Source organism: Microbacterium sp. K2 (assembly GCF_051365005.1).
Lineage (GTDB): Bacteria > Actinomycetota > Actinomycetes > Actinomycetales > Microbacteriaceae > Microbacterium > Microbacterium foliorum_B.
Genome location: NZ_JBLWII010000001.1, coordinates 1,213,656 through 1,226,332 on the forward strand (window position 1 = coordinate 1,213,656; position 12,677 = coordinate 1,226,332).

At 68.2% G+C, this 12,677-nt stretch carries 11 protein-coding genes; 7 read left to right on the top strand and 4 right to left on the bottom strand.

Translation table 11 applies throughout. The features are described from left to right. The 4 genes from ACLKOY_RS06085 to ACLKOY_RS06100 all read left to right on the top strand — a co-directional run bounded on the left by ACLKOY_RS06085 (position 1) and on the right by ACLKOY_RS06100 (position 4,525). Entirely contained in the window at positions 1-891 is an 891-nt protein-coding gene (locus ACLKOY_RS06085) for a carbohydrate ABC transporter permease (protein WP_290161376.1), read from the top strand. A gap of 68 nt (positions 892-959) precedes the next feature. Continuing rightward, on the top strand, positions 960-2,315 hold the full coding sequence (locus ACLKOY_RS06090) for an ABC transporter substrate-binding protein (protein ID WP_436452846.1): 1,356 nt from the start codon (positions 960-962) through the stop codon (positions 2,313-2,315). A 64-nt stretch (positions 2,316-2,379) separates the two neighbouring features. Further along, entirely contained in the window at positions 2,380-4,122 is a 1,743-nt protein-coding gene (locus ACLKOY_RS06095; RefSeq protein ID WP_436452847.1) for a glycoside hydrolase family 35 protein, read from the top strand. A 37-nt stretch (positions 4,123-4,159) separates the two neighbouring features. Continuing rightward, positions 4,160-4,525 carry an HNH endonuclease gene (locus ACLKOY_RS06100; RefSeq protein ID WP_436452848.1) on the top strand — a complete coding sequence of 122 codons (366 nt, stop codon included), beginning with the start codon at positions 4,160-4,162 and terminating at the stop codon, positions 4,523-4,525. A gap of 9 nt (positions 4,526-4,534) precedes the next feature. On the opposite strand, the gene ACLKOY_RS06105 is transcribed toward ACLKOY_RS06100, so the two are convergent. Continuing rightward, positions 4,535-5,110: a GAF domain-containing protein gene (locus tag ACLKOY_RS06105; RefSeq protein ID WP_436452849.1), complete on the bottom strand. Its 576-nt coding sequence runs from the start codon at positions 5,108-5,110 to the stop codon at positions 4,535-4,537. Beyond that, positions 5,107-5,604, bottom strand: coding sequence for a metallophosphoesterase family protein (locus tag ACLKOY_RS06110; RefSeq protein ID WP_436452850.1), 498 nt, complete (start codon positions 5,602-5,604; stop codon positions 5,107-5,109). Before ACLKOY_RS06110 ends, ACLKOY_RS06105 begins: the two co-directional genes overlap by 4 nt. A 149-nt stretch (positions 5,605-5,753) precedes the next feature. On the opposite strand from ACLKOY_RS06110, the gene ACLKOY_RS06115 reads away from it, so the two are divergent. Next, positions 5,754-7,214 (top strand): MFS transporter, encoded by a 1,461-nt coding sequence (locus tag ACLKOY_RS06115; RefSeq protein WP_436452851.1) that lies wholly within the window; start codon positions 5,754-5,756, stop codon positions 7,212-7,214. 61 nt (positions 7,215-7,275) lie between these two features. Here the strand turns inward: ACLKOY_RS06115 and ACLKOY_RS06120 are convergent, their stop codons facing one another. Beyond that, positions 7,276-8,307, bottom strand: coding sequence for a S66 family peptidase (locus tag ACLKOY_RS06120; RefSeq protein ID WP_436452852.1), 1,032 nt, complete (start codon positions 8,305-8,307; stop codon positions 7,276-7,278). Positions 8,308-8,401: 94 nt separating this feature from the next. Here ACLKOY_RS06120 and ACLKOY_RS06125 point away from each other — a divergent pair, with 94 nt between their 5' ends. Continuing rightward, on the top strand, positions 8,402-8,608 hold the full coding sequence (locus tag ACLKOY_RS06125; RefSeq protein WP_140036527.1) for an AsnC family protein: 207 nt from the start codon (positions 8,402-8,404) through the stop codon (positions 8,606-8,608). Between the two features lie 78 nt (positions 8,609-8,686). Next, the gene (locus ACLKOY_RS06130; RefSeq protein WP_436452853.1) at positions 8,687-10,570 is read left to right on the top strand and encodes an ABC transporter ATP-binding protein; all 1,884 of its coding nucleotides are present in this window, start codon (positions 8,687-8,689) and stop codon (positions 10,568-10,570) included. A 152-nt stretch (positions 10,571-10,722) separates the two neighbouring features. On the opposite strand, the gene ACLKOY_RS06135 is transcribed toward ACLKOY_RS06130, so the two are convergent. Beyond that, positions 10,723-12,585 carry a phosphoenolpyruvate carboxykinase (GTP) gene (locus ACLKOY_RS06135; RefSeq protein ID WP_436452854.1) on the bottom strand — a complete coding sequence of 621 codons (1,863 nt, stop codon included), beginning with the start codon at positions 12,583-12,585 and terminating at the stop codon, positions 10,723-10,725. Positions 12,586-12,677: the final 92 nt, after the last annotated feature.

The following is a 12,677-nucleotide window of genomic DNA, read 5'->3' on the forward strand; positions in this document are numbered from 1 at the left end:
ATGGCACTCCCCCTCGCCCGTCCCTCGCAGAAGCGCCACGATCTGCTGAATCCGCGCAAGTCGAAGATCCTGCTGATCGTCATGGTGATGTACGCGCTGTACACGCTCGTGCCGCTCGTCTGGCTGCTGTTCAGCTCGACGAAGACCCAGGCGGGTCTGTTCAGCTCGTTCGGCCTGTGGTTCTCCGACGACTTCGCGTTCTTCGACAACCTCGTCGCGACCTTCTCGTACCAGGACGGCATCTTCCTGCGCTGGCTCGGCAACACCCTGCTGTACGTGGTCGTCGGAGCCGGCGGCGCGACCCTGCTGGCGACCATGGCCGGCTACGGACTCGCGAAGTACCGCTTCCCCGGCCGCCGCGCCGTGTTCGCCGTCGTGCTCGGGGCAGTCGCCGTGCCCGGCACCGCGCTCGCCGTGCCGACCTTCCTGCTGTTCAGCGAGTTGGGACTCACCAACACCCCGTGGGCCGTCATCATCCCCTCGCTCATCAGCCCTTTCGGCCTGTACCTGATCTGGGTCTTCGCCTCGGATTCGGTGCCGACCGAGCTGCTCGAGGCGGCCCGCATCGACGGCGCCGGTGAGTTCCGCACCTTCTTCACGATCTCGATGCGACTGCTCGCACCCGGAATCGTGACGGTCACCCTCTTCACAGTGGTGGCGACCTGGAACAACTACTTCCTGCCGCTGATCATGCTGTCCGACCCCGACTGGTACCCGCTCACCGTCGGACTCAACCAGTGGAGCAACCAGGCGATCGGCGCAGGGTCTCAGCCGATCTACAACCTCGTGATCATGGGCTCGCTACTCACCATCATCCCGATCGTGATCGCCTTCCTGCTGCTGCAGAGGTTCTGGCAGTCAGGTCTCACCGCCGGAAGCGTCAAGCAGTAGCTCCCGGCATCCCTCCGCACCGCACACGTCGGTCCGATGAAGGACCGCACCCCCGAAAGGACACAGCAATGAAGCACCTTCCCTCACCCGCCGCACGGCGCACCCTCGCGGTGCTCGCGGCCGGAACCGTGGCAGCACTGGCGCTGGCCGGCTGCAGCACCGGCGACACCGGCTCGGGCGGCGCTGCCGGCGACGGCTCGTTCGACTCCGTCGAGGCCGCTCTCGAGAAGGGCGGCGAGATCACGTACTGGTCGTGGACGCCCTCTGCCGAAGCCCAGGTCGAGGCGTTCGAGAAGGAGTACCCGAACGTGAAGGTGAACGTGGTCAACGCGGGCACCAACAACGAGGAGTACACCAAGCTGCAGAACGCGATCAAAGCGGGCTCCGGCGCCCCCGACGTCGTGCAGATCGAGTACTACGCCTTCCCCCAGTTCGCCCTCACCGATGCGTTCGTCGACCTCTCGCAGTACGGCTTCGCCGACTTCGAGGACGACTACACCGCGTCGACGTGGAACTCCGTCACCGACGGCGACGCCATCTACGGGCTGCCGCAGGACTCCGGCCCCATGGCGCTGTTCTACAACAAGGCCGTGTTCGACGCCGCGGGCGTCACGGTGCCCACCACCTGGGACGAGTACTACGAGGCCGCGAAGGCGATCCACGCCGCGAACCCGAACGCCTACATCACGAACGACACCGGCGACGCCGGCTTCGCGACCTCGATGATCTGGCAGGCCGGCGGCAAGCCGTTCGAGACCTCCGGCACGGATGTCACGATCGACCTGCAGGACGACGGCTCGAAGAAGTGGACCGAGAACTGGAACCGCCTCGTCGAGGAGGATCTGCTCGCCCCCTACGGCAGCTGGAGCGACGAGTGGTTCCGCGCCCTCGGCGACGGCAGCCTCGCCACCCTCGTGATCGGCGCCTGGATGCCCGGCAACCTCATCACCGGCGCTCCCGACGGAGCCGGCGACTGGCGCGTCGCGCCGATGCCGACCTACGACGGCACCCCGGCGACGGCGGAGAACGGCGGCGGCGGCCAGGCCGTCACGACGCAGAGCAAGAACCCGGAACTCGCTGCCGGCTTCCTGTGGTGGCTGAACAACTCGGAGGACAGCATCTCGACCTTCCTCGAGTCGGGCGGCTTCCCGTCGACCACCGCTGAGCTCTCGAGCGAGGAGTTCCTCGCCGACGCCCCCGAGTACTTCGGCGGCCAGAAGATCAACGAGGTCCTCGCCGCCGCGGCCGACGAGGTCGTCGAAGGCTGGAGCTACCTGCCCTACCAGGTCTACGGCAACAGCATCTTCGGCGACACCGTGGGCCAGTCGTACCAGAACGGCACCGACCTGAACGAGGGCCTCATGACCTGGCAGGACGCGCTGGTCGAGTACGGCAACTCGCAGGGCTTCGCCGTCAACAAGTAATCGCACGTCCGGGCCGGACGGGGACCCGATCTCCGTCCGGCCCTCCCATCGAAAGCACCACATCGTGACCTCCTTCTCCATCGGCGAGACCGACTTCCTCCGCGCGGGGCTCCCCCACCAGGTGATCGCCGGCGCCATCCACTACTTCCGGGTGCACCCCGACCAGTGGCAGGACCGCATCCGCAAGGCCCGCCTGATGGGGCTCAACACGATCGAGACGTACGTGGCCTGGAACGCTCACGAACCCCGCCGGGGCGAGTGGGATGCCACGGGATGGAACGACCTCGGGCGCTTCCTCGACCTGATCCAGGCCGAGGGCATGGACGCGATCGTCCGCCCTGGGCCCTACATCTGCGCCGAATGGCACAACGGCGGTCTGCCGAACTGGCTCACCGCGGGCGAGCGCGAGCTGCGCTCGTCCGAGCCCACCTACCTGGCCGATGTGAGCGAGTACCTCCGTCGGGTCTACGAGATCGTCGCTCCGCGGCAGATCGACCGCGGCGGCTCGGTCGTGCTCGTGCAGATCGAGAACGAATACGGCGCCTACGGCGCCGACAAGGCCTACCTCGAGGCCCTCGTCGCACTCACCCGCGAGGCAGGCATCACAGTGCCGCTCACCACGGTCGACCAGCCGACCGATCGGATGCTGTCAGACGGCAGCCTTCCCGAGCTGCACAAGACCGGTTCGTTCGGATCGCGCAGCGCCGAACGCCTCGCGACCCTGCGCAGCCATCAGCCCACGGGTCCGCTCATGTGCTCGGAGTTCTGGGACGGATGGTTCGACTGGTGGGGCGGTGTGCACCATACGACCGACGTCGCGGCGGCCGCCGCCGATCTCGATGAGCTGCTCGCTGCCGGCGCGTCCGTCAACATCTACATGTTCCACGGCGGCACGAACTTCGCCCTCACGAACGGCGCCAACCGCAAGGGCCGCTACCTGCCGATCGTCACGTCGGACGACTATGACGCGCCTCTGGACGAGGCCGGGAACCCGACGGAGAAGTTCTTCGCGTTCTGCGATGTCATCGCGAAGTACGCGCCCGTGCCCGAGGAGCTCCCGCTCGCTGCAGAACCCGCGCCCGTCTTCTCCGTGCCGCTCATCTCGGCCGGACCGTGGACGGATGCCGAGGCGGGCTCTCCCGCCTCGGCAGCACCCGTCACGTTCGACGAGCTGGAGCACCTGAGCGCTCTCGTCCGCTACGACGTCTCCCTTCCCGAGGGTCGGGGCGGTCAGCTGGTGCTCGACGAGGTCCGCGACCTCGCCTGGGTCAGCGTCGACGGCCAGGCCGTCGGCACGCTCTCCCGCACACGGCACGACCGCGCGCTGCAGATTCCGGCGGGCCGGACGCTCAGCATCCTCGTCGAAGAGCAGGGTCGCGTGAACTACGACCACCGGCTCGGCGAGCAGAAGGGCCTCATCGGCACTCCTGCGCTCGACGGCGCGCCGCTGACCGGCTGGCATTCGACACCGCTCGACGTCGCCGAGATCGCGGCAGCGATCGCCTCCCGCGCCACGGAGTCGTCGATCACGACCGGAAGCGCGCCGTCGGCCTGGGTCGGCGAGTTCGTCCTCGACTCGGCGTCGGACCTGTTCCTCGGCACCGATGCCTGGAGCAAGGGCTACGCGTTCGTGAACGGGTTCTTCTTGGGCCGCTACTGGCGCAACGGGCCTCAGCGCACTCTGTTCGTGCCCGCACCGGCCACGAACGCCGGCCCCAACACGGTCGTCGTCCTCGAGCTCGAGCACGTGCTCGCGCCGACGGCCGACTTCGTCTCGGCGCTCGCGCTCGGCGACACGGAGGAATAGGGCTCGGCGGCCGACGTGCGCGCAGTACCGTGAGTCTGTGCCGCGCCGAAGGTTCTCCACCCCCACGCCCGCTGCGCGCGCCCGCTATGCGAAGCGACGCCGGGGCCGCGTCGCGCGAGCCGACAACGACCTCACCACCGAGCAGTGGGCTGCGCTGCGCGAGGCGTGGGGAGGATGCGCATATTGCGGAGCGGGCGACATCGCCCTGCAGCGCGATTGCGTGATGCCGATTTCTCGGGGTGGCCGCTACACAGTGGAGAACGTGGTCCCGGCATGCGGTCCGTGCAATGCGAGCAAACGCAACGACGAGGTCACGTCGTGGCTTCGTCGCAAGCGGCTCGACGAACGCACCTTCCTCACCCGATACGACGCCATTCTCCGCGACCTGCGCGGGACGGACTGAACGGCCCGGCTACCGGCCCCGTCGGGACGACCAGACGGCTGCAGTGAGGCGCGCGGCGTCGGCCCGGCTGATGCTCTGCCAATTGCGTCCACCGCGTGCGAAGGACTCGCGCACGCCGGGGGGCACCGCGGCCGGGGCGACCGGCTGGTCGAGCCAGTCGCCCGCCCGCACGTGCGGGGGTGCGACTGGCTCGACCGGCCGGTCGAGCCAGTCGCCCGCCCGCACGTGCGGGAGATCGACCGCACGTGCCTGGGGCGAGGGATCGTAGCGCCACGGTCCGGTGATCCGCCCCAGCCACAGGAGTCCGTCGGAGTCGCGCGTCCAGACGAAGGCCCCCTCGGCGACCGACGCGAAACGATCGAGGCGGCGCGCCATCCGCTCTCCGTAGACCTCGTCCACCGCGGCGAGCGCCTCGGCGATCGAGTCCGGTGCATCGTCGAGCCGGCCGCCCACTCCGCACACGCCGAGCGCGAGCGCTCGCTCGACGGCCGGCCCGTCGGGCACGTCGCCGTCGCGCGACCGCATCGGTGCGCGGTAGACCGAGGGCGTGTCGTCGCCGCTGCTCGCGCGCGCTGAGGGGCTCATGCGATGGGCACCAGCGTGGCGTCGACCCGTCGGGCGTCGATCGTGACCGACATCATCGTGCACACCGGCTGACGGCGCCGATCGGTCGGCGAACCCGGGTTGAGCAGACGCATCCCCGAGGGGGCGACGGTGTCCCACGGAATGTGCGAGTGCCCGAAGATCAACAGATCCACGCCGGGAAAGGCCGCATCCATCCGCTCCTCGCGCTTCTGCGCCTGCCCCGTCTCGTGGATGACGGCCACCTCGACCTGCTCGACCGTCAACCGGGCGATCTCGGGCAGGCGTTCACGCAGATCCGGGCCGTCGTTGTTGCCGTACACGCCGTGCATCACCCGCGAGCGGGACTCGAGCAGATCCAGCGTCGCGAGATCGACCCAGTCTCCCGCGTGGATGACCACGTCGGCGTCGTCGACCGCCCGCAGGACCGCGTCGGGAAGACGCTTCGCCCTCTTCGGAACATGTGTGTCTGCGATGAGCAGCAGTCTCGTGGTCACAGTTCTCCCTGCCTCGAGTGGGTCACGGCATCCGCCTCCGACTCTACGCACGCGGATCCTCCGAACGTCACACGCACCCAGCAAACGTTCAGGAAGGCGTAGGATCTCTCGGTGCCTTGGTATACCGGGCCCTGGATCTAAGGAGCAGCATGAGTACGACCACAGCGCCCGCGAATCCGCGCTCGCGCGTCATCACGGCGAGCCTCGTCGGCACCACGATCGAGTTCTACGACTTCTACGCCTACGCGACAGCGGCCGTGCTCGTCTTCCCCGTCCTCTTCTTCCCCACGGGCAACGACACCACCTCACTGCTGTCGTCGTTCGCGGTGTTCGGTGCGGCCATGGTGGCTCGCCCCGTCGGCGCGGTGATCTTCGGTCACTTCGGCGACAAGTTCGGCCGCAAGGCGACCCTCGTGGCGTCGCTGCTGACGATGGGCATCGCGACGTTCATCATCGGGCTGCTGCCCACGTTCCAGCAGATCGGCTGGTGGGCGGCTCTGCTGCTGCTCATCCTGCGTCTCGCCCAGGGCTTCGCACTCGGCGGTGAATGGTCGGGCGCCGCGCTGGTGGCCACCGAGAACGCGCCGAAGGGCAAGCGCGCCTGGTACGGCACGTTCCCGCAGCTGGGAGCGCCGCTCGGGTTCATCATCGCCAACTTCCTCTTCCTCGCCATCAACTGGCTGCTGCCGCACTCCGAGAACCCGGCGCTGAAGTCCGAGGCCTTCCTGTCGTGGGGCTGGCGCATTCCGTTCCTGTTCTCGGCCGTCATGGTCATCATCGGCCTGTGGGTGCGCCTCAAGCTCGTCGAGTCCGACACGTTCAAGAAGGCCGAGAAGAAGGGCGCGATCCGCAAGCTGCCCCTCGCGACCGTGTTCCGCCACCACTGGAAGCAGCTGATCCTCGGCACGTTCATCATGCTGGCGACCTATGTGCTCTTCTACCTGATGACGAACTTCACCCTGGCGTACGGCACCAAGCCGGCCACGCTCGAGACAGCGTCCGCTGCCGCGCAGGCCGCGGCGGAGGCGACGGGCAAGAGCTTCGACGCCTCAGCGTTCGCCGCACAGTTCTATCCGGGTCTCGGGTTCGCCTACACCGACTTCGTGCTCATGCAGATCGTCGGCGTCGTGTTCTTCGGAATCTTCACGCTGCTCTCCGGGCCGATCGCCGACACGATCGGCCGCCGCAAGCTGCTGCTGTGGGTCACCGGGCTCATCATCGTGTTCGGCTTCACGTTCAACGCCTTCCTGCTGCCTGCGATGGACCCGAAGTTCACGGGCGCACTCGCGCAGGCGTTCCTCGTGTTCGGGTTCATGCTCATGGGCGCGACGTTCGGCCCGATGGGCGCGCTGCTTCCCGAGTTGTTCCCGACGAACGTCCGCTACACGGGCTCCGCGATCTCGTACAACGTCTCGTCGATCCTCGGCGCCGCTGTCGCCCCGCTCATCGCGCTGTGGCTCTGGGAACTCGGCGACGGCGCCCCGTGGCTCGTCGGTCTCTACCTGTCGGCGATGGGAGTGCTGACCTTCATCGCGCTGCTCCTCTCCAAAGAGACGAAGGACAACGACTACGAAGAGGACCTCGGAGTCGCGGCAGCCGTCGAACTCTGACCCGTCACCTCACACGAAGGGCGGCACCTCCTCGGGAGGGGCCGCCCTTCGTCGTATCCGCTCAGTAGGAGGCGTGGACGGTGCGGGTCGAGCCGTCGAGCACCATCGTCCCGCCGTAGGGAACGATCCACTGCGGCCGCGTGTGGCCGAACGGCACTCCGACGCAGACGACCGCGTCGGGGTTGTACCGCGAGACCGTCTCGATCACGGCGTCTCGCTGCGCCGCACGCAGCGCATCGGCCTCGTCCGGCGTCGGAAGGAACTCGAAGTCGCTCACGGGCGGACGCGCGACGACCACGCCCGCGACGGCATCGAGAATGCCGCGCTCCCCCAGCCCACGCATCCAGCGCGACACCCAGCTCGCGGACGGTCGCTCCTCGCTGGTCTCGAGCAGCAGGATGCCGCCGCGCAGGTCGTAGGTGGTGGGCAGCCGTTCTGCGAGCGCGAGCTGATCGATGACCTCGAGGCATCCACCCCAGGTGCGTCCCTCGACCCGAGATGCCGGCCCCGACCAGGTCCACTCCTCCGTCGGAGTGCGGTCGCCGTATTCGCTGAGCGCCCGCGGGTCGACCCAGCGCTTTCCCACGTCTTCCGACTCGCCAGGCTCGGTGATCTCGACCGTGCCACCGTCGAGCAGCGCCGCGCGCAACGCGCGCAGATGCACGTCGTCGACCGCCGGGCCCGGTCCGAGGTGCACTGCGGTGGACCCGCCGTAGTAGCCGCGGATGCCGAGGCTCCACAGCCAGTTGAGGATGTTGGTGTTGTCGCTGTAGCCCAGGAACGGCTTGGGATCCGCCTGAGCGAGAGCGGCGTCGAGGTGCGGCACCACGAGGATCTGATCGTCGCCGCCGATCGTCGCGAGGATCGCGCGGATGCCGGGATCGGCGAAGGCCGCATTGACGTCGGCTGCCCGGGCTTCGGGGCTCGCGTCGAGCTGCCGAGTGGTCGGGTACTCGACCGGGATCAGTCCCGTCAGCTGCTCGAGTCGCCGGAGAGCCTGCTCGTGGATCTCCGGAGCGACCGCAGGAGCGGCGAAAGCGGGCGACAGGACGGCGACGCGGTCGCCCGGTACTGGTTTCGATGCAGACAGCATCGGTCCAGTCTCGCATCGCACGCGCCTCACGTGTGCGTCAACATGAGTTGACATCTTCCGTGCCGTCAACAATGATTGACGCAGGAGGTGCATCATGACCATCAAGACCGCGATCAGACAGGACGACGGCGGCGAGCCGCTGTCAGAACTCCACCGCCTGGCCGCCCTGCGCAGCGAGCTGGCCCGTGCCGAAGAGACCCAGGTGCGCCGAGCGCGCAATCTCGGCTACTCCTGGCAGGCCATCGCAAGCTCTCTCGGCGTCTCGAAGCAGGCGGCGCACCGCCGATTCGGCAGGCACTGAAACGCGTACAGCGCATCCACAGAATCCGTCCTCGCACGAAGTACGGTCGAACTACCCCCTTTCAGAACGAGGTTCCGCATGTCCAGCACGGCGACATCACGCCGACGCGGACGCGGCGCGCAGCACGACGGTCCGCGCGCCACCTTCCGCCAGCTCCTCCCCTTCCTCTTCGAGCACAAGCGCACGCTCATCGTCGTCGCAGTGCTCAGCGTGTTCGGGGCGGCCACGTCACTCGCCCAACCGCTGCTGGTCGGGCAGCTCATCGAAGCCGTGCAGTCCGATCAGGGGCTCGGCATCCTGGTCTGGATCCTCGTCGGTCTCGTGATCGTGTCGTCGATCATCTCCGGCTACCAGCACTACCTGCTGCAGCGCACCGGCACCGCGGTCGTGTACTCGAGCCGACGCAAGCTGATCTCGCGCATCCTCCACCTGCCGATCAGCGAGTTCGACGCGCGACGCACCGGCGACCTGGTCTCGCGGGTCGGCACCGACACCACGCTGCTCTACGCCGTGCTCACACAGGGACTCGCGGATGCCGTCGGCAGCGCGATCCTCTTCCTCGGCGCGCTCATCGCGATGCTCGTGATCGACCCCGTGCTGCTCTTGCTCATCGTCGTCGTGATCGGCGCCTCGGTCGTCGTCGTCACCGCGCTCAGTGGTCGCATCCGCACCGCATCCACCGCACAGCAGGAGAAGGTCGGCGAGCTCGCCTCGGGTGTCGAGCGCGCCGTCGGCTCGATCCGCACCGTGAGGGCCTCCGGGGCGACCGAACGCGAGACCGAGACGGTGTCGGCGCTCGCCTCCGAGGCCTACGGCATCGGCGTGCGCATCGCCAAGATCTCGTCGCTCGTGGTTCCGATCGCCGGGGTCGCGCTGCAGGTCTCACTGCTCGTCGTGCTCGGCGTCGGCGGCCTCAGGGTCGCGGCGGGCACGATCACGATCGCGTCGCTGATCACTTTCATCCTGTTCCTGTTCATGCTCGTGATGCCGCTCGCGACCACGTTCGGAGCGATCACCTCGGTGAATCAGGCGCTCGGCGCCCTCGGTCGCATCCAGGAGGTGCTGAACCTGCCGATCGAGACCCAGCACGATGACGAGATCGCCGCATCCTTCCCGCGCGACGCGGCGGATCCTCTCGCCCCGGCGATCGAGTTCCGCGACGTGCGCTTCCGCTACCCCGAGAACGTGGTCGCCGCCCGACTGGCCGCCGCGAAGGAGGCGCAGACGCTGCTCGCCGATGCGCACCTCGAACCGACCGACGACTCGTCCGCGCCGGCCGAGCGCGAAGTCCTCCGCGGAGTCTCGTTCGCCGTGCCCCGCGGCACACGCGTCGCGCTGGTCGGCCCCAGCGGCGCCGGCAAGAGCACGGTCCTCTCCCTCGTCGAGCGCTTCTACGACCCGACGGGCGGATCGATCCGCCTGTACGGCCACGACTCGCGCACCTACCCGCGTGACGAGCTGCGCGCGCAGTTCGGCTACGTCGAGCAGGACGCCCCCACGCTCGCCGGAACGCTCGGCGACAATCTGCGTCTCGCCTCGCCGGACGCCTCGGACTCTGCGTGCGAGCAGGTGCTGCGCGCCGTGAACCTGGGCGACGTGCTCGAGCGCGACCCGCTGGGGCTCGAGGCCCCCGTCGGAGAGGACGGCGTGATGCTCTCGGGCGGAGAGCGTCAGCGACTGGCGATCGCCCGCGCGCTGCTCACCGATGCGCCGATCCTGCTGCTCGACGAGTCGACGTCGTCTCTCGACGGCGTGAACGAGCAGCGCATGCGCGAAGCGATCGACGCGGTGTCGACCGATCGCACGCTCATCGTGATCGCCCACCGGCTGTCGACCGTGGTCGACAGCGATCTCATCGTGGTGCTGCAGGACGGTGCCGTCGTCGGACAGGGCACTCATGCCGAGCTGATCGAGTCGACGCCGCTCTACCGCGATCTGGCACGGCACCAGCTGCTCGCCTGAACAGCATCATCAGTCGCAGGGACATGCGCGAAGGCGGGATGTCAGAGACCACTCAGCCATGGGTTCGCCTCAGCCATCCCGCCTTCGCGGTCTGGGGGTAGGGGGATCTGGGGAAATAGAGCGCCGGCTCCCCCGAACCGGCGCCCGGTCTGTCAGGCCTTGTCGAGGCGGTAGCGCAGCGAGGCGAGCTCGGCGCGCAGCGCGGCCGGAACCTTGTCTCCGAACGTGTCGTAGAACTCCTCGGTGAGGTCGGCCTCGGTCTTCCAGGCTTCGGTGTCGACCGAGAACAGCTCCTCGAGGTCGGCCTCCGGCACGTCGATGCCGTCGAGATTGAGGTCCTCGACGAGCGGCAGGCGACCGATCGGGCTGTCGACGGTCGACACGTCGCCGGAGACGCGACGGATGATCCAGTCGACGACACGCGAGTTGTCGCCGAATCCGGGCCACAGGAACCGCCCGTCCGAGCCGCGACGGAACCAGTTCACCTGGAAGATGCGGGGTGCGCGGTCGAACCGCAGACCTCGTCCGACCTTCAGCCAGTGGCCGAAGTAGTCGGCCATGTTGTAGCCGCAGAACGGGAGCATCGCGAACGGATCGCGCCGCAGCTCGCCGACCGTGCCCTCGGCCGCGGCCGTGCGCTCGGACGAGATGTTGGATCCGAGGAACACACCGTGCGTCCAGTCCGTGGCCTCGACCACGAGCGGCACGTTGGTCGCGCGGCGTCCGCCGAAGAGGATGACGTCGAGCGGCACCGCCTCTTCCCAGTCCTCCGAGATCTGCGGGCACTGGGCGGCCGAGACCGTGAAGCGCGAGTTGGGGTGCGCGGCCGGGCGACCGGAGTCGGGCGTCCAGTCATTGCCCTCCCAGTCGATGAGGTGGGGCGGAGCCTGATCGGTCAGGCCCTCCCACCACACGTCCCCGTCGGGGCGCAGCGCGACGTTCGTGAAGATCGTGTTGCCCCAGAGCGTCTCGACGGCGGTGACGTTGGTCGACTCGCCGGTGCCGGGTGCGACACCGAAGAAGCCTGCCTCGGGGTTGATCGCCCAGAGGCGACCGTCCTCATCCGGGCGGATCCACGCGATGTCGTCGCCGAGGGTCTCGACGCGCCACCCGGGAATGGTCGGGCGCAGCATCGCGAGGTTCGTCTTGCCGCACGCCGACGGGAACGCCGCAGCCACGTGGTAGGCCTTGCCCGACGGATCGATCACGCGGATGAGCAGCATGTGCTCGGCGAGCCAGCCCTCGTCACGGGCGATGACCGAGGCGATGCGCAGCGCGAAGCACTTCTTCGCGAGGATCGCGTTTCCGCCGTATCCGGAGCCGAACGAGTACACCTCGAGCGTCTCGGGGAAATGCACGATGTACTTGTCGTCGTTGCACGGCCACTCGACATCGGGCTCTCCGGCCGAGAGCGGTGCACCGACCGAGTGCACGGTCTTGACCCAGGGCGCTCCCTCGGCGATCTGACGGGTGACCGCATCGCCGACGCGCGTCATGATGCCGATGGACGCCACGGCGTAGGCGCTGTCGGTGACCTGGACGCCGATGTGCGAGAGCGGTCCGCCGACCCGCCCCATCGAGAAGGGCACGACGTACATCGTGCGGCCTCGCATCGAGCCCTCGAAGATCTCGGTCATCTTCTCGCGCATCTGTGCGGGAGGCGCCCAGTTGTTGGTCGGACCGGCATCCTCCTCGTTCTCCGACGAGATGTAGGTGCGACCCTCGGTGCGCGCGACGTCACTGGGGTGCGAGCGGGCGAGGTACGACCCGGGACGCCACTCGGGGTTGAGCTTGATGAGCTTGCCCTCGTCGACGAGCCCTCGCAGCAGCCAGTCGTTCTCGGCGCGCGACCCGTCGACCCAGTGGATCGACGCCGGCTGCGTGAGAGCGGCGATCTCGTCGACCCAGGCGGCGAGCTCTGCCATCGCGGGGGTGTCATACGTCGGAGCCGTCCCGAAGGTGCGCACAGGTGCGACTGATGGTGCTCGGGGGGTGAAGACTTCGGCGATCGCCATGACTACTCCTTTGAAGTGAGGGGCGTTTCCTCCATCTTCTTCCGGTTCATCCTCGACTTTCCGCCATTTCGAGCGATAAGAATTGCAATTCT

Coding starts and splice junctions, on each gene's coding strand:
- ACLKOY_RS06085 (WP_290161376.1), top strand. CDS start 1: ATGGCACTCCCCCTCGCCCGTCCCTCGCAGAAGCGCCACGATCTGCTG.
- ACLKOY_RS06090 (WP_436452846.1), top strand. CDS start 960: ATGAAGCACCTTCCCTCACCCGCCGCACGGCGCACCCTCGCGGTGCTC.
- ACLKOY_RS06105 (WP_436452849.1), bottom strand. CDS start 5,110: ATGAGCCCCTCAGCGCGCGCGAGCAGCGGCGACGACACGCCCTCGGTC.
- ACLKOY_RS06115 (WP_436452851.1), top strand. CDS start 5,754: ATGAGTACGACCACAGCGCCCGCGAATCCGCGCTCGCGCGTCATCACG.
- ACLKOY_RS06120 (WP_436452852.1), bottom strand. CDS start 8,307: ATGCTGTCTGCATCGAAACCAGTACCGGGCGACCGCGTCGCCGTCCTG.
- ACLKOY_RS06125 (WP_140036527.1), top strand. CDS start 8,402: ATGACCATCAAGACCGCGATCAGACAGGACGACGGCGGCGAGCCGCTG.
- ACLKOY_RS06130 (WP_436452853.1), top strand. CDS start 8,687: ATGTCCAGCACGGCGACATCACGCCGACGCGGACGCGGCGCGCAGCAC.
- ACLKOY_RS06135 (WP_436452854.1), bottom strand. CDS start 12,585: ATGGCGATCGCCGAAGTCTTCACCCCCCGAGCACCATCAGTCGCACCT.